23 protein-coding genes are annotated in these 22,100 nt (G+C 67.6%); 5 read left to right on the forward strand and 18 right to left on the reverse strand.

Annotated features, from left to right (window positions below):
* Positions 1-222 precede the first annotated feature (222 nt).
* Together RZE77_RS17075 and metE are read right to left on the reverse strand one after the other, a co-directional pair.
* Positions 223-1,092, reverse strand: coding sequence for a hypothetical protein (locus RZE77_RS17075; RefSeq protein WP_319438474.1), 870 nt, complete (start codon positions 1,090-1,092; stop codon positions 223-225).
* A 40-nt stretch (positions 1,093-1,132) separates the two neighbouring features.
* Positions 1,133-3,478, reverse strand: a complete 2,346-nt coding sequence (gene metE, locus RZE77_RS17080) for a 5-methyltetrahydropteroyltriglutamate--homocysteine S-methyltransferase (protein WP_319438475.1) — start codon at positions 3,476-3,478, stop codon at positions 1,133-1,135.
* A 101-nt stretch (positions 3,479-3,579) separates the two neighbouring features.
* Between metE and RZE77_RS17085 the strand changes: the two genes are divergently transcribed.
* On the forward strand, positions 3,580-4,506 hold the full coding sequence (locus RZE77_RS17085) for a LysR family transcriptional regulator (protein ID WP_319438476.1): 927 nt from the start codon (positions 3,580-3,582) through the stop codon (positions 4,504-4,506).
* Here RZE77_RS17085 and gcvA read toward each other — a convergent pair.
* Entirely contained in the window at positions 4,475-5,419 is a 945-nt protein-coding gene (gcvA, locus tag RZE77_RS17090; RefSeq protein WP_319438477.1) for a transcriptional regulator GcvA, read from the reverse strand. The two genes, RZE77_RS17085 and gcvA, sit on opposite strands and share 32 nt — an antisense overlap.
* Before the next feature lie 137 nt (positions 5,420-5,556).
* Between gcvA and RZE77_RS17095 the strand changes: the two genes are divergently transcribed.
* A complete protein-coding gene (locus RZE77_RS17095; protein WP_319438478.1) occupies positions 5,557-6,849 on the forward strand; it encodes an MFS transporter in 1,293 nt (430 codons plus the stop codon).
* Positions 6,821-6,976, forward strand: a complete 156-nt coding sequence (locus RZE77_RS17100; protein ID WP_278873909.1) for a hypothetical protein — start codon at positions 6,821-6,823, stop codon at positions 6,974-6,976. Before RZE77_RS17095 ends, RZE77_RS17100 begins: the two co-directional genes overlap by 29 nt.
* Positions 6,977-6,988: 12 nt before the next feature.
* Here the strand turns inward: RZE77_RS17100 and mmsB are convergent, their stop codons facing one another.
* The 5 genes from mmsB to RZE77_RS17125 are packed head-to-tail and all read right to left on the reverse strand — an operon-like array spanning position 6,989 to position 12,130.
* Entirely contained in the window at positions 6,989-7,891 is a 903-nt protein-coding gene (gene mmsB / locus RZE77_RS17105) for a 3-hydroxyisobutyrate dehydrogenase (RefSeq protein ID WP_319438479.1), read from the reverse strand.
* A gap of 31 nt (positions 7,892-7,922) precedes the next feature.
* Entirely contained in the window at positions 7,923-9,038 is a 1,116-nt protein-coding gene (locus RZE77_RS17110) for an enoyl-CoA hydratase/isomerase family protein (RefSeq protein WP_319438480.1), read from the reverse strand.
* Between the two features lie 28 nt (positions 9,039-9,066).
* Positions 9,067-10,221, reverse strand: a complete 1,155-nt coding sequence (locus tag RZE77_RS17115) for an acyl-CoA dehydrogenase family protein (RefSeq protein ID WP_319438481.1) — start codon at positions 10,219-10,221, stop codon at positions 9,067-9,069.
* Positions 10,218-10,610 (reverse strand): lysozyme inhibitor LprI family protein, encoded by a 393-nt coding sequence (locus RZE77_RS17120; RefSeq protein ID WP_012748354.1) that lies wholly within the window; start codon positions 10,608-10,610, stop codon positions 10,218-10,220. Before RZE77_RS17120 ends, RZE77_RS17115 begins: the two co-directional genes overlap by 4 nt.
* A complete protein-coding gene (locus RZE77_RS17125) occupies positions 10,607-12,130 on the reverse strand; it encodes a CoA-acylating methylmalonate-semialdehyde dehydrogenase (protein WP_012748355.1) in 1,524 nt (507 codons plus the stop codon). Before RZE77_RS17125 ends, RZE77_RS17120 begins: the two co-directional genes overlap by 4 nt.
* A gap of 140 nt (positions 12,131-12,270) precedes the next feature.
* Between RZE77_RS17125 and RZE77_RS17130 the strand changes: the two genes are divergently transcribed.
* Entirely contained in the window at positions 12,271-13,167 is an 897-nt protein-coding gene (locus RZE77_RS17130) for a LysR family transcriptional regulator (protein WP_319438482.1), read from the forward strand.
* A gap of 10 nt (positions 13,168-13,177) precedes the next feature.
* Here RZE77_RS17130 and RZE77_RS17135 read toward each other — a convergent pair whose 3' ends face one another.
* From RZE77_RS17135 to RZE77_RS17150, 4 genes are all read right to left on the reverse strand, one after another.
* Positions 13,178-13,510 (reverse strand): hypothetical protein, encoded by a 333-nt coding sequence (locus tag RZE77_RS17135; protein WP_319438483.1) that lies wholly within the window; start codon positions 13,508-13,510, stop codon positions 13,178-13,180.
* 12 nt (positions 13,511-13,522) lie between these two features.
* Positions 13,523-14,917, reverse strand: a complete 1,395-nt coding sequence (locus tag RZE77_RS17140) for a CoA transferase (RefSeq protein WP_319438484.1) — start codon at positions 14,915-14,917, stop codon at positions 13,523-13,525.
* 82 nt (positions 14,918-14,999) lie between these two features.
* Entirely contained in the window at positions 15,000-15,638 is a 639-nt protein-coding gene (locus RZE77_RS17145; RefSeq protein WP_319438485.1) for a 3-oxoacid CoA-transferase subunit B, read from the reverse strand.
* A 1-nt stretch (position 15,639) separates the two neighbouring features.
* Complete coding sequence (locus RZE77_RS17150) at positions 15,640-16,443, reverse strand: CoA transferase subunit A (protein WP_319438486.1); 804 nt, start codon at positions 16,441-16,443, stop codon at positions 15,640-15,642.
* Between the two features lie 101 nt (positions 16,444-16,544).
* Between RZE77_RS17150 and RZE77_RS17155 the strand changes: the two genes are divergently transcribed.
* Positions 16,545-17,111 (forward strand): LuxR C-terminal-related transcriptional regulator, encoded by a 567-nt coding sequence (locus tag RZE77_RS17155; protein WP_012748361.1) that lies wholly within the window; start codon positions 16,545-16,547, stop codon positions 17,109-17,111.
* An 8-nt stretch (positions 17,112-17,119) separates the two neighbouring features.
* Here RZE77_RS17155 and RZE77_RS17160 read toward each other — a convergent pair whose 3' ends face one another.
* From RZE77_RS17160 to RZE77_RS17185, 6 genes are all read right to left on the reverse strand, one after another.
* Positions 17,120-17,356, reverse strand: a complete 237-nt coding sequence (locus RZE77_RS17160; RefSeq protein ID WP_319426576.1) for a hypothetical protein — start codon at positions 17,354-17,356, stop codon at positions 17,120-17,122.
* Complete coding sequence (locus RZE77_RS17165) at positions 17,353-18,288, reverse strand: hypothetical protein (protein WP_319426577.1); 936 nt, start codon at positions 18,286-18,288, stop codon at positions 17,353-17,355. Before RZE77_RS17165 ends, RZE77_RS17160 begins: the two co-directional genes overlap by 4 nt.
* Before the next feature lie 204 nt (positions 18,289-18,492).
* Positions 18,493-19,464: a Bug family tripartite tricarboxylate transporter substrate binding protein gene (locus tag RZE77_RS17170; protein WP_319438487.1), complete on the reverse strand. Its 972-nt coding sequence runs from the start codon at positions 19,462-19,464 to the stop codon at positions 18,493-18,495.
* A gap of 48 nt (positions 19,465-19,512) precedes the next feature.
* Entirely contained in the window at positions 19,513-19,893 is a 381-nt protein-coding gene (locus RZE77_RS17175) for a VOC family protein (protein ID WP_319438488.1), read from the reverse strand.
* A complete protein-coding gene (locus RZE77_RS17180) occupies positions 19,890-20,873 on the reverse strand; it encodes a hydroxymethylglutaryl-CoA lyase (RefSeq protein ID WP_319438489.1) in 984 nt (327 codons plus the stop codon). The genes RZE77_RS17175 and RZE77_RS17180 overlap by 4 nt, the downstream gene beginning before the upstream one ends.
* Positions 20,870-22,045, reverse strand: coding sequence for a CaiB/BaiF CoA transferase family protein (locus RZE77_RS17185; protein WP_319438490.1), 1,176 nt, complete (start codon positions 22,043-22,045; stop codon positions 20,870-20,872). Before RZE77_RS17185 ends, RZE77_RS17180 begins: the two co-directional genes overlap by 4 nt.
* Positions 22,046-22,100: the final 55 nt, after the last annotated feature.

Below are 22,100 nucleotides of genomic sequence, written 5' to 3' on the forward strand. Positions count from 1 at the left end.
TGCCCTGAAGTTTGCACCACGATGACAAGGGAAAACCCTAGCCAATCGAATCGCAGTGTTCATGAAACTGAAACAATGACGGGGAACTTTTTGACGTGAGCGCCAAAGTGCACACTTTGATTAAGAAATTCGGCCCATCGGCGTATTTTTTCTCTAACTCCGTTTGGGCGGCGAGTATCGCGCAAGACAGCCCACGCATGTTGCATGCCAGCCACTGCGGGCTCAGGAACGCGGCCAGCCGCGCACCAGCGTCCGGATCGCCACGGCGCCGCTCCCCTTGACCTCGGCGCGGTAGCTGCCGACCAGGGTTTCGCGCTCGGCCGCGGCCTGCGGGTCGTTGCGCCAGGCCAGCAAGGCGGCCACGTCCGCATCGGGCAGCGCCGCGAGCAGCGCCTGCGTGACCTGCCTTTCGAACTCGCGCGCCACCGTCAGCAGGTTGCGCGGGCGCGGCGAGGTGATGCCGCGCGACCACAGCGTGTCGACGGCCATGTCGAGCGTGCGGTCCGGCAGCGAGGTGAACTGGCCGGCGTTCCCGCGCGCCAGTTGCTTGGCCACCGAGCTCAGCAGCAGCTGGCTCGAGAAGTCGACCTCGCGCAGGTCGGCCACGGCCATGCGTTCGAGCAGTTCGGTGCGTGCGGGGTCGGCCGGCTTCGCGCGTTCGCGGTTGAAGAACGCCTGCTTGCCTGCGTCGTCCATGGCGGCGTAATCGGCGCGCAGCTTCGAGAAGCGGGCCACCGCGGCCTGCACCTGCGCACCCGGCGCTGCGCCGTCCTTGCCGGCAGCCGCCACTTCCTGCTGGATGGCGGCCACGGATGCCGCCACGTCGAAAGACCGCGCAGCAGCCGCGTCCAGCGCCTGGAGCGCCTTGCCGGCAATGGCCTGGTCGGCAGGCTCGAGCAACTGGTGCGCATCGCGCGACACCGCCCCCGGCGCATAGGCCGCCTGGTAGCGCGCCTGCACGCCCTCGAACTGCAGCAGGGCCTCGGCGCGGTCTTGCGCAGAGGCCACGGCCGGTGCGAGCAGCAGCGACAGCAGGAGAAGATGGAAAGGCGCGCGAAAGAAGCGGCGCGAAGCAACTGAAGAGGCAAGCATGGCGCCATTATTGGCGCCCGCCATGGCCGCCCCTTTTGCTTCAGGCCGCCGCCAACTCCATGCGCAGCAGCTTCGCGGCGGCCACCATGTTCGACAGCGCCGCCTCGGTCTCCGGCCAGCCGCGGGTCTTCAGGCCGCAGTCGGGATTGATCCAGAGGTTCTCGGGCGGCACCACGCCGGCGGCCTTGCGCATCAGGCGCACGATCTCGTCCACCGAGGGCACGCGCGGCGAATGGATGTCGTACACGCCCGGGCCGATCTCGTTCGGGTAGCGGAAGCCGCCCGCGCTGTTCTCGCCGCCAAAGCCACGCAGCAGTTCCATGTCGGAGCGGCTGGTCTCGATGGTGATCACGTCGGCATCCATGGCCGCGATCTCGGGCAGGATGTCGTTGAACTCCGAATAGCACATGTGGGTGTGGATCTGCGTCTGGTCGCGCACGCCCGAGGCGCTGATGCGGAAGGCGCGCGTGGCCGACTTCAGGTAGGCCGGCCAGCCGGCGCGGCGCAACGGCAGGCCTTCGCGGATGGCGGGCTCGTCGATCTGGATGATGCCGATGCCGGCGCTCTCGAGGTCCACCACCTCGTCGCGGATCGCCCAGGCGATCTGCTCGCAGGTGATGCTGCGCGGCTGGTCGTCGCGCACGAAGGACCATTGCAGGATGGTGACGGGGCCGGTCAGCATGCCCTTCATCGGCAGCTTCGTGAGGCTCTGCGCATAGGCGGTCCATTCGACCGTCATCGGCGCCGGGCGCGCCACGTCGCCGAAGATGACCGGCGGCTTCACGCAGCGCGAGCCGTACGACTGCACCCAGCCGTTGGCGGTGAAGGCAAAGCCGTCGAGCTGCTCGCCGAAGTACTCGACCATGTCGTTGCGCTCGGCCTCGCCATGCACCAGCACGTCGATGCCCAGTTCTTCCTGCTTGCGCACGGCCAGTGCGATTTCGGCGCGCATCTTCTCGCGGTAGCCCGCGGCATCGAGCTCGCCGCGCTTGAAGACGGCGCGCGCGGCGCGGATCTCCTTGGTCTGCGGAAACGAGCCGATGGTGGTGGTGGGCAGCGCGGGCAATGCGAAGCGCGCGCGCTGCACCTGCTGCCGCTGGCCGAAGGGGGATGCGCGCTGGTCGTCGCCGGCCACGCTGCGGGCAAGCCGCAGCGCCACGTCGGCGCGGTGCACGCGCGGGCTGCTGCGCCTTGCAATCAGCGCGGCGCGCGCAGCTTCGAGCTCCTGCGCAACCGAGTCTTCGCGGCCGTCGAGCACGGCGTGCAGCACGCGCAGCTCGCCGAGCTTTTCGACGGCAAAGGCGAGCCACGACTTGAGTTCCGCATCGAGCCGGTCTTCCGCGGCCAGGCTGAACGGCACGTGCAGCAGCGAGCACGATGGCGCGATCCAGAGTTCGGCGCCCCGCTTGTCGATCACCGGGCGCAGCGTGGCAAGCGCGGCGTCCAGATCGGTGCGCCAGATGTTGCGGCCGTCGACGATACCGATCGACAGCACCTTGTGCGTGGCGAGCCAGTCGGCCACGCCGGTCAGCTCCTGCGGCGCGCGCACGGCGTCCACGTGCAGGCCGGCCACCGGCAGCTGGCAGGCCAGGCGCAGGTTGTCTGACAGCGGCGAGAAGTAGGTGGCCAGCAGCAGCTTGGGCGCGCTGCGGGCCAACTGCCAGTAGGCGCGCTCGAAGGCGTTGCGCCATGCATCGGGCAGGTCGAGCCCGAGGATGGGCTCGTCGATCTGCACCCATTCCACGCCCTGCTGCTTGAGCCGGTTCAGCACCTGCTCGTACACGGGCAGCAATGCATCGAGCAACGACAGGCGGTCGAAGCCCGCCTCTTTCTCCTTGCCGAGGTACAGGAAGCTCAGCGGCCCGAGCAGCACGGCCTTGACCGCATGCCCGGCCTGCTGCGCCTGCGCCGCCTCGTCGAACAGGCGCGTCGATGCGAGCTTGAACTGCGTGTCGGCCTTGAACTCGGGCACGAGGTAGTGGTAGTTGGTGTCGAACCACTTGGTCATCTCCAGCGCGAAAGTGCCTTCGGCGCCGTGGGTGCAGCCGGCATCGTGCACATGGCCGGCCTCGTCCTCCACGCCGCGCGCCATCTTGAAATAGCGCGACAGCTCGGGCTCGTCGCCCTTGAAGCCGAAGCGCGCCGGCTCGCAGCCGAGGAGCTGGATGTGGTTGGCCACGTGGTCGTAGAAAGCGAAGTCGCCCACCGTCACGTAGTCGAGTCCGGCGTCGCGCTGGGCCTGCCAGTGGCGCGCGCGCAGCTGGCCGCCAACTTCTTCCAGCGCAGCGCGGTCGATCTCGCCGTGCCAGTGCCTTTCGAGGGCGAACTTGAGTTCCCGGTGGGCGCCCATGCGCGGAAAGCCGAGGATGTGGGTACGGGTGGTCATTGCAGGTATTCCGGTCGCTGGATCTTGGGAATCGGCAATGGTCGGGCTTTGGGGCCTATGATTCAAACGAAACATTTTGCCCATTCACTTGAAAATCATTCATGTTGCAGTCGATCCTCGAGATACGCCACCTGCGCACGCTGGTTGCGCTGCGCGACACCGGCAGCCTGGTGCGCGCGGCGCAGTTGCTGAACCTCACGCAGTCGGCGCTGTCGCACCAGATCAAGCTGCTCGAAGACCGCTATGGCGCGCAGCTCTTCGAGCGCAAGTCGGTGCCGCCGCAGTTCAGCACCACGGGGCTGCGCCTGTTGCAGCTGGCCGATGCCGCGCTGCCGCTGGTGGAGGAAGCCGAGCGCGACGTGGCGCGGCTGGCGCTGGGCCGCAGCGGGCAGCTGCGCATCGTGGTCGAGTGCCACACCTGCTTCGACTGGCTGATGCCGGCCATGGATGCCTTCCGCCAGCGCTGGCCCGAGATCGAGCTGGACATCGTCTCGGGCTTTCACCCCGACCCGATCGCGCTGGTGATGCAGAACCGCGCCGAGGTGGCGATCGTCTCCGAGCAGGACCCCGATGAGACCGTGGACTACCACGCGCTGTTCCGCTTCGAGATCGTGGCGCTGCTCGCCAACGACCATGCGCTCACGGCCAAACCGCATCTCACGGCGCGCCACTTTGCCGACCAGACGCTCATCACCTACCCCGTGCCCGACGAGATGCTCGACATCGTGCGCCAGGTGCTGGCGCCGGCCGGCGTGGCGCCCGCGCACCGCCGCACGACCGAGCTCACGGTGGCGATGCTGCAGCTGGTGGCCAGCGGCCGCGGCGTGGCCACGCTGCCGCTGTGGGCGGTGCAGAACTACCTGGACCGCGGCTATGTCACGGCGCGGCGCGTGGGTGCCCGGGGCCTGACGGGACGGCTCTACATGGCCTGCACCCAGGGCACGTCCGATCAGCCGTGGCTGGCGGACTTCGTGCGCGTCACGCGCGAGAGCTGCTTCAAGAGCCTGCCCGGGATCGAGCTGCTTTGACCGGCGTCTTCCTGCGCGGCCTGGCGGCTTTTCTGCCGGACTCGGCAGCGATCCATTCGCGGAAGGCCGCGATCTTGGGGCGGTCGCGGCTGCCTTCCGGGCAGACGAGGTAGTAGGCAAAGTCTTCGAGCCAGCCCAGGTCCGAGAGCTGGACGAGCCGGCCCTCTGCCAGGTCGTCGGCCACCACCGCGGCAGGCAGCAGGGCCGCGCCCTGCCCTGCGAGCACCGCCTTCAGCAGCAGGCCCGAATCGTCGAAGGACGGGCCGCGCGCCGGCTTTGCATCGTCGATGCCCTGCGCCTCGAACCACAGCGCCCAGCCCTTGCGCTCGGCATCGTTCACGCGCGGCCAGCGCGTGAGATCGGCCGGCGATCCAGGCATGCCGAGCTGCCTGACCAGGGCCGGCGTTGCAACCGGAACAATCTCTACCGTCAGCACGCGCTGGCTGATCAAGCCGGGATAGCGGCCGAGCCCGTGGCGGATCGCCACGTCCACGCCGTCGCGCGAAAAATCGGCGAGCGCGGTGCTGCTCACCACCTGCAGGTCGATGTCCGGATGCGCATCGTGAAAGCCCTTCAGGCGCGGCACCAGCCATGCTGACGCGAAGAACGGCGTGGCGCTCACCGTGAGGATGCCGGTCTCCGCGGGCGCGGCGATGCGGCGCGTGGCATCGCTGATCTGCCGGAAGGCATTGCGCACCGGCGGCAGGTAGGCCTGGCCCGCATCGGTCAGAAAGATGCCGCGGTTCGCGCGGCGAAAGAGCGCAATGCCCAGGTGCAGTTCCAGCGACTTGACCAGCTGGCTCACGGCGCCGGCGGTGACGCAGAGCTCGTCGGCCGCGTTCTTCACCGAGAGATGGCGTGCGGTCGCCTCGAAGGCGCGCAGCGCGTTGAGCGGCGGGAGCTGGTGTTCCATGGTTTAGGTATTCTGATCCGATCGCCTCAGAAAATCTGGTTTGCGAGGCCGCAAGGGAAGGAGGAGCATCGACTCGTTCCGCGCCGGATCCCATTCTCCAGCCAATAGATATTCTGAGCAAACCCGGAGACCCTCCCTTGACCCCCTCTTCCCATTCACCACCCCGCACACGCCTCTTCCGCGGCTGGTTCGTGGTGGCCGGCGCCTTCGCCGTCACGCTCGTGGGCTTCGGCAGTGCCTACACCTTCAGCGCCTTCCTCGAATCGCTGCAACGCGATTTCGGCGCCTCGCGCGGCTCGGTGTCGCTGGTGTTCTCGCTCGCGGGCTTTCTCTACTTCGGGCTCGGCGTGGTCAGCGGCCCGCTCGCGGACCGGTGGGGTGCGCGGCGGCTCGCAATCGCGGGCATGGTGCTGGTCGGCCTGGGCCTGGCCGCCGCGGGACAGGCGCGCAGCCTGGCCGAGGCCTGCCTGGCCTACGGCCTGGGCGTCGGGCTCGGTGTCGGCGCCTCCTATGTGCCGGTGCTGGGCGCGGTGCAGCGCTGGTTCGTCAGGCGGCGCGGATTCGCCTCGGGGCTGGCGGTGAGCGGCATCGGCGTGGGCACGCTGGCGATGCCGCCGCTGGCGTCGCTCCTCATCGACGCGCTGGGATGGCGCCACGCCTACCTGGCGCTGGGCGTGCTGGCCGTGGTGGTGGGCGCCGGCATGGCGCTGCTGATCGAGGACGATCCACGCCACCGCGGGCTCGGGCCCGACGGCGATCCGCCGCAGCCGCAGGCGCCGTCGGCCGTGCCCGCAGGCTCCACGGTGCGGAACGCGATCAGCTCGCGCCGCTTCGCCGGCCTCTATGCGGCGTGCCTGATCAGTTCGTTCGGGCTGTTCGTTCCCTTCGTCCACCTGGTGCCCTACGCGCTCGACCACGGCCTGCCGGCCGGCTCGGCCGTGCTGCTGCTCGGAGCGATCGGCATCGGCAGCACCGCGGGGCGATTTTTTCTTGGCGGGCTGGCCGATCGGCTGGGCCGTCAACTGGCGCTGCCGCTGATGTCGGCCGGCATGGCGCTTTCGCTGGTGGTGTGGGCGGTGTCCAGCGGCTTCTGGGGGCTGGCCGCGTTCGCTTTTGCCTACGGCGTGTTCTACGGCGGCTTCGTCGCGCTGCTGCCCGCGCTGGTCATGGACTACTTCGGCGGCCGCAGCATCGGCGCGATCCTGGGCGTGCTGTACACCAGCGTGGCCTTCGGGACCCTGGTCGGTCCGAGCGCGGCGGGCTTTGCGTTCGACATCAGCCGCAGCTACCTGCTGCCGATCCTCGCCAGCATCGGTGCCAATCTGGTCGCGGCCGCGGTGCTGCTGGCCATGTCGAAGACGCGTGCGGCGGCAAAATCGGACGCGCGGGGTACAGTCGGGAATGAACCCACACACGCCCAGCGCTCCTAAGCCGCCCGAAACGGCTCCCGTCGAAGTCACGGAGACGCAGGCGTTCACCCGCGCATGGGCCGTGTTCCTGCTGCTGTTCCTGGGCGTGCTGGGCCTTCTGTGGGCCAGCGACGCCCTGTTCGGCTAGAAATTTGGAAGGCTAGGACGAAGCCTTCTGCAGCAGCTTCAGCACGCTCGAGAAATCGAGTGCGCCATGTCCCGCCAGGCTGTGCGCCGCATAGAGGCTGCGCGCCAGCCCGCCCAGCGGCGTGGCGGCGCGCACGGCGGTGGCGTTTTCCTGCGCGAGGCCCAGGTCCTTGAGCATCAGGTCGGTGCCGAAGCCGCCCGCGTAGTTCTTCGATGCGGGCGCGGTTTCCATCACGCCGGGCATCGGGTTGTACTTTTCGAGCGCCCAGTTGCCGCCCGAGCTGCGCCGCATGATCTCGGACAGCACCTTGGGATCGAGCCCGTTGGCCACGCCCAGCGCCAGCGCCTCCGAGGTGCCGATCATCAGGATGCCGAGCAGCATGTTGTTGCAGATCTTCGCGGTCTGGCCCGCGCCGATGCCACCCGCGTGGAAGATGTTGGCGCCCATCTTCTCGAGCACGGGGCGCGCGCGTTCGAGGTCGTCGGCCTCGCCGCCGACCATGAAGGTCAGCGTGCCGGCAATCGCGCCGCCCGTGCCGCCGGAAACTGGCGCATCGATCATCGCGATGCCCTTGGCGGCGGCCGCATCGGCCACCTTGCGCGAGGTGGCGGCGGCGATGGTGCTGCTGTCGATCACGAGCGTGCCGGCACGGATGCTGTCGAGCAGGCCGGGCTTGCCGCCGCCGCTGCCGAGGAACAGGCCTTCCACGTGCGCACTGGCCGGCAGCATGCTGATGACCACGTCGGCGTCGGTCACCGATTCAGCGGCCGATGCGGCAATGGCCAGGCCTTCGGCCGCGTATTTCTTGCAGGCCTCGTCCGACAGGTCGAAGGCCTTGACCGCAAAGCCCGCCTTGCGCAGGTTCAGGGCCATGGGTCCGCCCATGTGGCCGAGGCCGATGAATGCGATTTTCATTTGATGTCTCCGTTGTATGTATGGAAGAGGCTCAGGCCAGCGCAGCCAGTTCCGCGGGCATCTGGCCGCGCGGGCGCAGGTGGTCCTCGACGAAGGCGGGCGTGATCTCTTCGATGGTGGCGGGGTTCCAGCGCGGATTGCGGTCCTTGTCGATCAGCACCGCGCGGATGCCCTCGGCAAAGTCCTTGTGCGCGCAGAAGCCGAGCGAGGCCCAGTATTCGAGCCGGAACACCTCGGCCAGCGACATGCGGTGCACGCGCTGCCAGAGCTCGAAGCTCAGCGCGGCCGAGCTCGGGGCGCCCTTGGTGAAGGTCTTGGACGCGGACTGCAGCCAGGCATCGTCGCTCTGCAGGCTGCGCAGGCGCACGGCGATGTCGAGCAGGTCGTCGCCGGCCATCAGCGCGTTGATGGTGTCGTAGTGTTCACGCACCTTGGAGGGCGGCATTTCAGCGCCTTCGCCCGCGCGCGCAAGGATGCGCGAGAGCTCGGCGCGGTCGGCCTTTTGCTCGCCGCGCCATGGCGCAGCGGCAATCGCTTCGAGCACCTGGCCCTTGCGTTCGTGCGGCACCAGCACATCGGCCAGGCCGCAGAAGATGGCGTCGGCCGCATTGAGGTTGGCGGCCGTGAGCGCCAGGAACAGGCCGGTGCGGCCCGGCGTGCGGCGCAGGAACCAGCTGCCGCCCACGTCGGGGTACAGGCCGATGCTGATCTCGGGCATGGCAATGCGGCTCTGCGCCGTGACCACGCGGTGCGAGCAGCCCGACATCAGCCCCACGCCGCCGCCCATCACGATGCCGTGGCCCCAGCAGAGGAATGGCTTGGGAAAAGTGTGGATCAGGTAGTCGAGCTCGTACTCCTCGCGGAAGAAGTCTTCGGCGTAGGTGTTGCGCGCGGGGCCGCACTCGAGCAGCGTCTGGTAGAGCTGGCGCAGGTCGCCGCCGGCGCAGAAGGCCTTCTCGCCGGCCGCCTGCAGCAGCACGCCGACGATGCCGTCGCCAGCCGCCCATTCGCGCAGCTTGGGCGTGAGCAGGCGCACCATGTCCACCGACAGCGCGTTGAGCGAAGCGGGTGCGTTGAGCGTGGCGGTGGCAAAGCGCTTGCCGCCGGTGGTCTTGATTTCGTCGAAGAGAACTACGGAGTCGGTCATTGTCTTGAGAGGTTCTGGGTGCGGGGCTTCAGCGGATATCGCTGTCCCCTTCCAGCAATTTTCGCGCAACGATCACGCGCATGATCTCGTTGGTGCCTTCGAGGATCTGGTGCACGCGGGTATCGCGCACCAGCCGCTCGAGCGGGAATTCGCTCAGGTAGCCGTAGCCGCCGTGCAATTGCAGCGCGTCGTTGCAGACGTTGAAGCCCGCATCGGTCGCAAAGCGCTTGGCCATCGCGCAGTAGGTGCTGGCATCGGCATGGCCCGCATCGAGCTTGCTTGCCGCGAGCCGCACCATCTGCCGCGCTGCCACCAGTTCCGTCGCCATGTCGGCCAGCTTGAACTGCAGGGCCTGGAAGCTCGCGATCGGCTTGCCGAACTGCTGGCGCTCGTGCAGGTAGCGGCGCGCCGCATCGAGCGCGCCCTGCGCCGCGCCCACCGAGCAGGTCGCGATGTTGATGCGGCCGCCATCGAGCCCCTTCATCGCGATGCGAAAGCCCTCGCCCTCCTTGCCCAGCAGGTTCTCGGCCGGCACGCGCACGTTGTCGAAGTTGATGGTGCGCGTGGGCTGGCTGTTCCAGCCCATCTTGTGCTCCTTCTTGCCGTAGCTCACGCCAGGCGCGTCGGCCGGCACCGCAAAGGCCGAGATGCCGCCCGCGCCGCCGCCACCCGTGCGCGCCATGAGCACCAGCACGTCGGTCGACCCGGCACCGGAGATGAAAGCCTTGCCGCCATTGATGACGTACTCGGCGCCCTGCAGCTCGGCGCGCGTCTTGAGCGAGCCCGCGTCCGACCCGGCGCCCGGCTCGGTGAGGCAGTAGGAAGCCAGCTTACGCCCGCTCGTGAGGTCTTCGCCCCATTGCGCGGCCACCGCGTCGGTCGCCCAGGTGCCGAGCATCCAGGTCGCCATGTTGTGGATCGTGATGAAGGCGGTGGTCGAAGGATCGACCGCGGCCATCTCCTCGAACACCAGCGCCGAGTCGAGCCGCGGCAGGCCGAGGCCGCCGATGCGCTCGGGCGCATAGAGCCCGCAGAAGCCCAGTTCGCCGGCCTTGGCGATGGCCTCCTTCGGAAAGATGGCCTCGGCGTCCCACCGCGCCGCATGGGGCGCGAACTCGGCCTGTGCAAAATCGCGCGCGGTCTGCGCAAAGGCGTTCTGCTCTTCAGACAATTCGAAGTTCATTGTTCGCGACCCTTCCAGCGATCCAGTTCGGCCGTCCGTTGCCGGGTCGACTTCTCCAGACATGAATTGAACACCAGCGGCCAGATGGAGCCGCCTTCGTTGGCTTTCGAGGCCCGCTTGCAAGAGGGGTCGCGGCCCTTGAGCCAGGTGCGCTGCTCGGTGCGCAGCGCGACGCGCATCTGCGGCGAGAGCGTCTTCATCACCTCGCCGTAGCGGATGTTGAGCGCGGCGTCGGCGGCGCGAAAGTCGCGCACCGCGCAGGCGTTCATCTGCTGCTGGTTGCCGTCGGGCCTGCAGTCCAGCGGGTTGGCGTCATCGGCCGCATGCGCGCCCGCGGCGAGCAGGAGAAGCACGGCCGATGCCGCGACAGCGCGGAACGCGCGGCTCACTTGAGGCTGATCGTGGTGTTGACGCCGTGCGAGACGGTGCTGTCGTCGAACCAGCGTGCCGTCACGGTCTTGGTCTGCGTGTAGAACATGATGACCTGCTTGCCGTACGGGCCCAGGTCGCCGAGCTTCGACGCGCGCGAACCGGTGAACGAGAACATCGGCACCGGCACCGGGATCGGCACGTTGATGCCGACCTGGCCCACGTCGATGTCTTCCTGGAAGCGGCGCGCCGCGGCGCCCGACTGCGTGAAGATGGCCGTGCCGTTGCCGTTCGGGTTGCTGTTGATCAGCTCGATGGCCTCGTCGATGTTCTCGGCGTCGGCCACGCACAGCACAGGGCCGAACACTTCCTGGTCATAGATCGTCATGCCAGGCTTCACGCCCGAGAAGATCGTCGGGCCCACGAAGTTGCCCTTCTCGTAGCCCGGCACCGTGGGCTTGCGGCCGTCGAGCTCGAGCTTGGCACCGTCGGCCACGCCGCGCTCGATGAGGCCGTTGACGCGCTCGTAGGCGGCGCACGAGACCAGCGGGCCCACGTCCACGCCCTTCTCGGTGCCGGCGCCGATCTTCAGCGTCCTGGCCTTGGCGATCAGTTCGGGCACCCAGTTGCGCGCCTCGCCCACCAGCACCGCCACCGACACCGCCATGCAGCGCTGGCCGGCCGCGCCGAAGCTTGCGCCTGCCAGTGCATTGAGCGTCTGCTCCTTGTTGGCGTCGGGCATCACGATGGCGTGGTTCTTCGCGCCCATCATGCATTGCACGCGCTTGCCGGCCAGCGTGGCGCGGTTGTAGACGTGCGTGCCGACCTTGGTCGAGCCGACGAAGCTGATCGCCTTGATGTCCTTGTGGTCGCAGATGCCGTTGACCACCGCTTCGCCGCCATGCACCACGTTGAGCACGCCGGGCGGAATGCCGGCTTCGAGCGCGAGCTCACACAGGCGCATCGTGACCATCGGGTCTTGCTCCGAGGGCTTCAGCACGAAGGTGTTGCCGGTGACGATGGCCATCGGGAACATCCACAGCGGGATCATGGCCGGGAAGTTGAACGGCGTGATGCCGGCGCACACGCCCAGCGGCTGCAGCAGCGTGTAGGTGTCGACTCCGTTGGCCACGTTGTTGGCCAGCTCGCCGAGCTGCAGGTTGCCGATGTTCGATGCGTGCTCGACCACCTCGAGGCCGCGGAACACGTCGCCCTCGGCATCAGGCAGGGTCTTGCCCTGCTCGGCGGTGAGGATGGCGGCCAGCTCGCCCATGTTCTCGCGGATGAGCTGCTGGTACTTCAAGAAGATGCGGGCGCGCGCGCCGAGGGGCGTCTTGCGCCAGGTCTTGAAGGCATCCTTGGCGGAGGCCACGGCGGCGTCGAGCTCAGCCTGCGTGGCAAAGGGCACGCGGGCCAGCACTTCCTGCGTGGCCGGGTTGACGATGTCGCGCCATTCGGTGGTCTTGGATTCGACGAACTTGCCGCCGATCAAGAGCTTGACGGTGGCGACCTGGGTCTTGGGGGTGGTAGTGGCGTCCATGGGGTTTTGTCTCCTGTGAATACGAGGCCTGCGTGGCAGGTTCAACACGCATCCTAGCTTTGCAGATTTGCCATGACAATAGACAAATATGCGCTATCGCTTTGCAAAAATGCAGAGCCAACCCGAGGGAACGCGAGCACATGGACTGGGACAACTTTCGCTACTTTCTGGAGCTGGCCCGCTCGGGCACGCTGATGAGCGCCGCGCGCCGGCTCGAGGTGGACCACACCACGGTGGCGCGGCGCATCCAGGCGCTTGAAAAGGAAGTGGGCGCGCCGCTTTTCTCGCGCGAATCGGGCGGCCACCGGCTCACCGAGGCGGGCCGCAAGCTGCAGCCGCAGGTCGAGGCCATGGAAAGCGCGTTCCAGGCGGTGGAAAGCACTGCGCCGGCCTCGCAGGAAGGCCTGTCGGGGTTGATCCGCATCGGCGCCACCGAGGGCTTCGGCACCGTGGTGCTGGCGCCGCAGCTGGCCCTGTTCGCGCAGCAGCATCCCAGGCTCACCATCGACCTGCTCGCGATGCCGCGGCTGGTGCACCTGTCGCGGCGCGAGGCCGACATCGTGATCTCGCTCGAACGTCCGGCGCGCGGGCCCGTAGTCGTGAGCAAGCTCACCGACTACACGCTCAGGCTCTATGCATCGAAGAAGTACCTGGCCGCGCACAAACCCATCAAGACGCGCGAAGACCTGCGCGGCCACACCTTCATCAGCTATGTGGACGACCTGCTCTTCAGCAAGGAGCTGCAGTACCTCGACGAGCTGCACCGCCCCGACGCCTTTGCGCTGCGCAGCACCAGCGTGCTCGCGCAGCACCGGGCGGTGGCGGCGGGCGCGGGCATTGCGGTGCTGCCGGCCTTCATCGCGGAGAACGACGCTGCATTGAAGCCCGTGCTGCCGGGGCAGGCCAACTTCACGCGCACGTTCTGGATGTCGATGCCCGCGGAGACCAAGCACCTGGTGCGCATGCAGGCGGTGTGGGAGTTTTTGCGCGAGACGGCGCAGGCACAGCGGCAGCTGCTGCTGCCTGCATCCGCATGACGCCGAAGGGTCAGCGCCGCGGCGGAGCCAGGTCCGGAAAGTTCTGCGCCACGAACTCGATCACGAACTCCTGCGGGTCCGCGCGCAGCTGCTGCTCTACTGCACGGTCGAGGTAGCTGCGCCAGAACTGCCGGATCTGGTCCTGCACATCATCGGCAAAGCCCATCTGGGTGCCGACCATCTCCTGCCAGGTGCCGCTCGCACTGAAGGTCTGGGCGAGCGTGGGCTCCAGCGCCTCGAGCTTGGCGCGCTTGGCGTCGTCGAGTTGATCAATGGCGTCCAGCACCAGGCAATCCACCAGCCGCAGCAACGGCCTTCCTTCGTATCTGTTCGTCGTCTGCATGCGCCAAGTTTCTCATCGCCCGGCGCCGCCGGGCCAGGCCGGCGCATGGCTGCCCGGCGGCATCGACGGGCGCGGCCATGCGGCCGGCGTGCGCGACAGCTGCGCGCTGTGGCGCAGCGCGGTCAGTTCGCCGAAGCCAGAGGCCGAGGTCTCCAGATAGGGCTTCAAGTCGGGCCTGGCGATCGACAGCCCGCCGGGCACGCGGCCGAGCCCGCGCAGCCATTGGCCCGTTTGCGCCAGCGACACCTGCACATGCCAGCTGCCGCCCTCCTGCTGCTGCCGCCAGAGCGCCGCGGCGGCGCCGAAGGCGATCAGGTAGCCCGTGGCCTCGTCGAGGATCTGCATCGGCAGCGGCCTGGGCTTGCCGTCGCCGGCTGCTTCGCCTTCGGCATGGTTGAAGCCCATGGCGGTCTGCACCAGCGAATCGAAGCCGCGGCGCTGCGCCCACGGGCCCTGCGTGCCATAGGCCGTGAGCGACACGCACACGATGCCGGGCGCGAGCCGCGCGAGTTCCGCCGGCCCGAAGCCCAGCGCCGCGATGCCGCCCGGGCGGTAGCCCTGCACGAAGACATGGGCGTCGGCGGCGAGCTGACGCAGCGTGGCGCGGCCCGCTTCGGTGCGCAGGTCCACATGCGCCGACAGCTTGCCGCGGCTGGTTTCGGCAATGGATTCGATGTTCGGAAGATGCGGCGAATTGACGAGCATTACGTCGGCGCCATAGGCCGCCAGCGCGCGGCCTCCCACGGGGCCCGCGAGGATGCGCGTCAGGTCGAGCACGCGCAGGCCGGTGAGCGGCCGCTGGTCTTCGCGCAGCGGCGGCAGCACGCGCGGCGGCGCATCGCCGATGCGTTCGATGGTGAAGAGCGGCTGTGCCGCAATGGCCCGGCCTTGCGGCGAGGCGTCCCATTCGTCGAAGCGGCGCAGCGCGCTCGCCACCAGGCCTTGCGCGGCGGCCGCGTCTTCGAAATCGAGCGCGCGCCAGGTGGCCATCACCGCCTCGGCCTCGGCGCGCGTGGCGGCGTCCGGGTCCAGCTTCATCAGCCGCAGCGCGCCCTCCCTGTGATGCGCGAAGTTCGCGTGGATGCGCACCCAGCCGTCGGCGCAGCGGTACAGCCCGGAGAAGCTGTCCCACAGCTCGGGCACGCGGCCGTCGAGGCTGAACCAGCCGGTGCAGTCGAGCGCCGCATGCCGCATGTCGACCGCCACCTGCTGGCGCGCGACGCCGCGCAGATGCCCGAGCTCGCAGGCCGCGAGCGCCGCTGCGGCGATGGTGCTCTGCGCGGCCGCGCCCACTGCGAAGGACGACGGCAGCACCGGGTCTTCGCCCGCGAGCCGCGCATGCTGCAAGGCCTCAGGCGGCAAGTCCGCCCGCTGCCAAATGCTGCCCAGGGCTTCGCTCGCATTCATTTCATTCCTCCAGAACGTCCAAAGCAAAAAGGCAGGGCCCGCTCTCGCGGCCCTGCCCTTGGTCGTCGTTGCGTCGGCGGCCTTACTGGATCAGCTTGGCGCCGGTCTTGGCCTGCAGCGTATCGAAGCTCACGCCCGGCGCGAGCTCGACCACCTTGAGGCCTTCGGGCACCACGTCCATCACGGCCAGGTCGGTGATGATGCGGTCGACCACGCCCACGCCGGTCAGCGGCAGCGTGCACTTCTCGAGGATCTTCAGGTCCTCGGTGCCGTCCTTCTTCTTCGCGACGTGCTCCATCAGCACGATCACGCGCTTCACGCCGGCCACCAGGTCCATGGCACCGCCCATGCCCTTGACCATCTTGCCCGGGATCATCCAGTTGGCGAGGTCGCCCTCCACGCTGACCTGCATCGCGCCGAGGATCGACAGGTTGATCTTGCCGCCGCGGATCATCGCGAAGCTCTCGTGGCTGCCGAAGATGGCCGAGCCGGGGATGGTGGTCACGGTCTGCTTGCCGGCGTTGATCAGGTCGGCGTCGACCTGGTCCTCGGTCGGGAACGGGCCGATGCCGAGCATGCCGTTCTCGCTTTGCAGCCACACTTCCTTGTCGCCGACGAAGTTGGCCACCAGCGTGGGAATGCCGATGCCCAGGTTCACGTAGAAGCCGTCTTCGAGTTCTTGCGCCGCACGCGCGGCCATTTGGTCTTGGGTCCAGGACATCTCAGGCTCCTTTGTTGTTCTTGACGGGGGCAGGCACTTCGCTGCCGGCGGCGGCCTGCGCAATGGCGGCCTGCGCTTCGACCTTGGCGGCGGCCGCATCGGCCGGCGCGGCTGCGCTCACGGTGCGCTTCTCGATGCGCTTCTCGGGCTTGGCGTTGAGCACGATGCGGTGCACGTAGATGCCCGGCAGGTGGATGTCGTCGGGGGCCAGCTCGCCCACCTCGACGATCTTCTCGACCTCGACGATGCAGATCTTGCCGGCCATGGCGGCGGCCGGGTTGAAGTTGCGCGCCGTGAGGCGGAAGCGCAGGTTGCCCGACTTGTCGGCCACGTCGGCCTTGACCAGCGCCACGTCGGGCACCAGCGAGCGCTCCATCACGTAGGTTTCACCGTCGAACTCGCGCAGCTCCTTGCCTTCTGCCACCTGCGTGCCGACGCCGGTCTTGGTGAAGAAGGCCGGAATGCCCGCACCGCCCGCGCGCAGCTTCTCGGCCAGCGTGCCCTGGGGCGTGAATTCGAGCTGCAGTTCGCCCGCGAGGTACTGGCGCTCGAACTCCTTGTTCTCGCCCACGTAGGACGCGATCATCTTCTTGATCTGGCGCGTCTCGAGCAGCTTGCCGAGGCCGAAGCCGTCGACGCCCGCGTTGTTGGAGATGCAGGTGAGATCCTTGGCGCCGGAGTCGCGCAGCGCGTCGATGAGCGCCTCGGGAATGCCGCACAGGCCGAAGCCGCCGACCGCGAGCATCTGCCCGTCGGCCACGACCCCCTTGAGTGCCGCGTCTGCGGAGGGATAAATCTTGTTCACTCGGGCTCCTTGATGGATGGTGGAGAGTTGGCGAAAGCTTTGCAGAGCCTTGAACGATACTACGTAGTCGCATACGTAGTATTTCGTAATGGTGACCCCCGATGCCCGAGATCGATTACCGGCTGGCTTTTGAACAGGCGCCCGTCGGCATGGTGGTGTCGAGCAACCGCACCATCGTGGCCTGCAACGAGCGGGTGTGCGAGATTTTCGGTGCAACGCCCTCCGCCCTGGTCGGGCATTCGTTCAGCATCCTGTACCCGAGCGTGGCCGAGTTCGAGCGCATCGGCAAGCGCATGGAGCCCTTCCTGAACGCCAGCGGCCGCTATGCCGACAACCGCATGATGAAGCGCCTGGGCGGCCTGCACGGCGCCATTGCCGGCGAGACCTTCTGGTGCCATGTCACCGGCCACGCCATGAACCGCGCCGCGCCGCACGAGGCCGGCATCTGGACCTTCGAAGATTTGGGATCGCGTCGCGCCGTGAAGGCCGAGCTCACGCCGCGCGAGCGCGAGGTGGCCGCGCAGGTGATGCGCGGGCTCACGTCCAAGGAGATCGGCAAGGCGCTCGGCATCAGCCACCGCACGGTGGAGCTGCACCGCGCGCGGCTGATGCGCAAGTACGCGGCGGCGACCACGGCGGAGCTGGTGCAGAAGCTCATTGCGGGCTAGAGATCGCTTCAGCGCGGCACATAGCCCTTTTCAAGGACCCGTCCATCGACGGCGTCAATGACAAACCAGGCGCAAGTTCCACGTGCCATGGCGTTGGCGCGAATATTCCACCGCCCGCGGTTCTCGAGCTTGCCGAACCAGGATCGACGCTGTCTCAACACAGCCTCAACGGGTTCGCCAAAGGCCCAGCCCATCGACTGTGCTTCGGCTCTGGCGATCTCCACTGCGGTTTGCTCGTCAATCATGGTTTGCGATTGGGAATCTGGCCGCCACTCACACCAACCCAGAAGCTGGATCCACCGATAAGAATTCGGCCGATGTACATGCCCTCAACCGCAAGCTGAGATACCGTGACGTACCCGTTCTGGATTGGAAAGCGATACGCGCCAAGTGCCTGCGCCAAGCCATGCACTTTCAGCTGTCCGTAGCCTTCCGCCAATGCTTCTTCGAGATAACGAAGCAGCGCGGATCGAGAGTAGGCAGACCAGCTCATCTGGGCGCGCAGCTGACGCAAGGGGCCCATGCGCGGCGAGAAATAGCGGTGGACCAACTCGTGAAAGAGCGTGAGTCGTTGCTCGGTGAGGCTCTGGTTGCGAGCAACACTGATCTCGCCGAATACACCAGTAGAACCAAGCGACCCGCCAGGCAGGGTCTCGGGCCGGCTGAGCCGCAGCGCATTGCCCGCGGGAGGGGGCGTCCCAACATTGGGCAAGGGCTCGACTTTCGGTATGCCACGCTCTATCACGGTACGGGCAGCGCCGCGCATCAGCAGAGCCTGAATCGCCGAAATTCCAAGCAAGGAAATCGCTTTTGCAAAGTGCTCGGCGGCCTGATCGAGATCCGCATCCGACCGGCCATTTACCGCCTTCTCCACAAAATCGGTGAGCTCACTGGCTCCTGAAAATACCGACATCCCGAGTGCAGCGAAGCCCACCACAAGCAGAATGATGTCGACGATTTCGCCCACCCCGAAGAAGTGCGAGCCAGCCCACACGACCAGCGTCCCGGCGATGATCGCAAGCGCTTGGGGCTGCAACATCGCCATGACGGTAGACCGAGCTTCGCTTGGCAAAAGAGGCAGGGCCCGCCGCATGGCTTCGCCGACCCGGTCCATCACTGCCATTTCCAGTACTTCAGCCACAAATTCCCCCTTAGGCGCACTATGAAAAGCAATCATTTGGTTGATTGCCTTTCCGCCCAAGGCTACCAGCGTGAGGCGTAGCTGCCCAGGCCTTTTTGCGCACTTTCGCGAGGTGCGCAAGCGAAAATCCAGTGTGCATGCGGGTTGCCGGATGATTCGCCGGGCCGGCGATGCGCCGTTCATTTCTCGCGCCCCAAAAGCGCCTGGCGCGGCGAGCGAACGCCGTGCTGGCGAGGCCCCTCAGTCCGGCTTGATGTCCGCCGCCTTGATCACCTTCGCCCAGGCCGCGAGTTCCTGGTCGACGAACTTGCCCAGGGCCGCCGGGTCCATGTAGGTGGCAAAGGCGCCCTGCTCGTCCACCTTCTTGCGGAACGGCTCGCTCTCGACGATCTTCCTGATCTCGGCGCTGAGCTTGTTGACGACCTCGGGCGGCGTCCTGGCCGGTGCGAACACCGCAAACCACGATTCCACCTCGTAGCCTGGCAGCCCCGCCTCGGCCGAGGTCGGCACATCGGGCATCGACGGATGGCGCTTGCTGCCCGTGTACGCGAGCGGCTTGATGCGCCCGCCCGCGAAATGGCCGATGACCGACGGCGGCGTGGTGATGAACATGTCGACGTTGCCCGCGATCAGGTCGTTGATGGCCGGGCCCGAGCCCTTGTAGGGCACGTGCGTCATGGGCTGTTTCGCCTGCCGCGACAGCAGTTCGCCCGCGATGTGCTGGATCGAGCCGTTGCCCGACGAGGCGTAGAACAGGCCGCCCTCTTTCTTCTTCTTGCCGTACTCGATCAGTTCTTTCATCGAGTTCACGGGCAGCTTGCCGCTCACCGCGACCACGTGCGGTGCGCGCATCACCAGCGCCACCGGCACGAAGTCCTTGGTGGGGCTCCACTTGATCTGCGGAAAGAGCGCGGGGTTGCCGACGTGGTAGCCCGAGTACTGCATCAGCAGCGTGTAGCCGTCGGGCGCGGCGCGCGCGACCGCCTCGGTGCCGATGTTGCCGCTGGCGCCGGGCTTGTTGTCGACCACGATGGGCTGGCCCAGCGCGCGCTGCAGCGGGTCGGCCACCATGCGCGCCATGATGTCGGTGGACCCGGCGGGCGCGGTGGGCACGATGAAGGTGATCGGTTTCGAGGGCCAGGTGTCGGCGCCGGCCGCGGCCGCCGCCAGCGCGAGGCCTGCGGTAATCAGAAGGCGATGGGTGGGTTTCATGGTTTGTCTGTCTCCGGTGTTTTTAGGGTTGCATTCGAAGCCGGCGCGTCAGGGCGCCAGTTCGGATATCTCGATGAGATTCAGGTCGGGGTCGCGCACATAGACCGATCGGATGCGCGAAGTGGCGCCGGTCCGCATCACCGGGCCTTCGAGGATCGGCACGCCCTTGTCTTTCAGCCGTGCGATCACGTCCTCCAGCGGCACGCTCGCGATGAAGCACAGGTCCAGCGAGCCCGGCGTCGGCACCTGCGCCTTGGGCTCGAACTCGTGGCCCTTCACATGCAGGTTGATCTTCTGGTTGCCGAAGCGAAAGGCCTTGCGGTCGGCGCCGAAGGTCTCCAGCGCCATGCCCATCACGTCGACGTAGAAGCGGGTGCAGGCCTCCTCGTCAGCGGTGGTGAGCACCAGGTGGTCCAGATGGTCGATCATGGGTTCAGCTCCTTGGCCCGGCGCGCATGCGCACGCGCCGCGATGTCGTTGAAATCCGCCGGCGGCGCATGCCGCGTGAGCCGGTGGCCGGCGCGCGGCACCTGGCTCGGCAAGTCGTGCTGCACCAGCGCTTCGAGTTCCGAGGCGGCATCGATCAGGCCGCCCAGATCCATGCCGGTGTCGTAGCCCATGCATTGCAGCATGTGCACCACGTCCTCGGTGGCGACGTTGCCGGTGGCACCGGGCGCATACGGGCAGCCGCCGATGCCGCCCAGCGACATGTCGAGCCGCTCGATGCCCGCCTCGACCGCCGCCACCGTGTTCGCGAGCCCCATGCCCCGCGTGTTATGGAAGTGCGCCGTCCATTGCAGGCCGGGGTGCCTTGGCATCACGGCTTCGCAGACGGCCTGCACCTGCGTCGGAAAAGCCATGCCCGTGGTGTCGCACAGCGTGACGCCCTGCACCTGCAGCGCCGCGAATCGGTCGATCCATTCCAGCGCCGCGGCCAGCGGCACCTCGCCTTCCATCGGGCAGCCGAACACGCAGGAGAGCGACACGTTCACGGGCACGCCCGCCTGCCTGGCCAGCGCGATGACCTCGGCCAGCTGCGCGAAGGACTGCTCGCGCGTCATGCGCAGGTTGCTGAGGTTGTGGGTCTCGCTCACCGACATGACGATATTGAATTCGCCGATGCGGCTTTCCAGCGCGCGCTCGGCACCGCGCAGGTTCGGCACCAGCGCGGTATAGACCACGCCCGGCCGCCGCACGATGCGCTGCATCACTTCCTCGCCGTCGCGCAGCGCCGGGATCGCCTTGGCGGAGGTGAACGAAGTTACCTCGATCTTGGCGTAGCCCAGCGTGTTCAGCCGGTCGACCAGCGCGATCTTGTCATCGGTGGGAATGAAGCGACTCTCCATCTGGAAGCCGTCGCGCGTGGCCACTTCGTTGATGAAGAGCCGCTTGCCCTTGCCTTCTTTCATACGGCCTCGCTTTCTGCGGTGCGGCGCGCCGGCCAGCCTGCGCCTTGCAGCTGATCGGTGTGTTCGCCGAGCCGCGGAGCGGGGTGCGCAATGCGCCCCGGCGTGGCGCTGAGCTTGGGCACGACGCCCGGCACCTTGAGCATGTCGCCGTCGGCGGTGGTCGCCTCGACGATCATCTGGCGCGCCAGGTACTGCGGATCGGTAGCGATGTCGGCCACCGTGTAGATGCGCCCGACCGGCACGCCGGCCGCATCGAGCACCGCCAGCACCTCGTCGCGGCTGCGCTGCAGCGTCCAGGCCTCGATGGCGGCATCGATCTCTTCCACCCGCTGCACGCGGCCGTCGTTGTGCACGAGCTGCGGATCGTTCTCCAGGTCCGCGCGGCCGATGGCGCGCATCAGCCGGCGGAAGATGCTGTCGCCATTGCCCGCCACCAGCACGTAGTGGCCGTCGCTGCATTTGTAGGCATTGGTCGGCGCAATGCCCGGCAAGGCGCTGCCGGCGCGCTCGCGCACCGCGCCGAACGCGTCGTATTCGGGCAGCAGGCTTTCCATCACATTGAAGACCGATTCGTAGAGCGCCACGTCGATGAACTGCCCCTGCCCGCCATGGGCCGTGCGATGGTGCAGCGCCGTGAGCACGCCGATCACGCCATGCAGCGCCGCCAGCGTGTCGCCCAGCGAAACGCCCACCCGCACGGGCACCCGGCCCGGCTCGCCGCTCAGGTAGCGCAGCCCGCCCATCGATTCGCCGAGCACGCCGAAGCCCGGCTTGTCGCGGTAGGGGCCGGTCTGCCCATAGCCCGAGATGCGCAGCATGATGAGCCGCGGGTTGAGCGCATGCAGCTGCTCCCAGCCCAGGCCCCAGCCTTCGAGCGTGCCGGGCTTGAAGTTCTCGATCAGCACGTCGGCCTCCAGCGCCAGCGCGCGCACCGCCTGCTGGCCCTCGGCGCTGCGCAGGTCCAGGCACACCGAGCGCTTGTTGCGCGACTGCACCTCCCACCACACCGAAGTGCCTTCGCGCAGCAGCCGCCACTTGCGCAGCGGGTCGCCGACACCGGCCGGCTCGACCTTGATCACGTCGGCGCCGAACTCGGCGAGCGTCTTGCCGGCGAACGGGCCGGCAATGAGCTGGCCGAGCTCCAGCACCTTGAGGCCTTCGAGTGCGTTCATCTTGTCTCCTGATTGGTTGCCCCAACTCTAGAAACAGATCGCTGCGAACGGAATT

Source organism: Variovorax sp. SPNA7, from assembly GCF_033807855.1.
Lineage (GTDB): Bacteria > Pseudomonadota > Gammaproteobacteria > Burkholderiales > Burkholderiaceae_C > Variovorax > Variovorax beijingensis.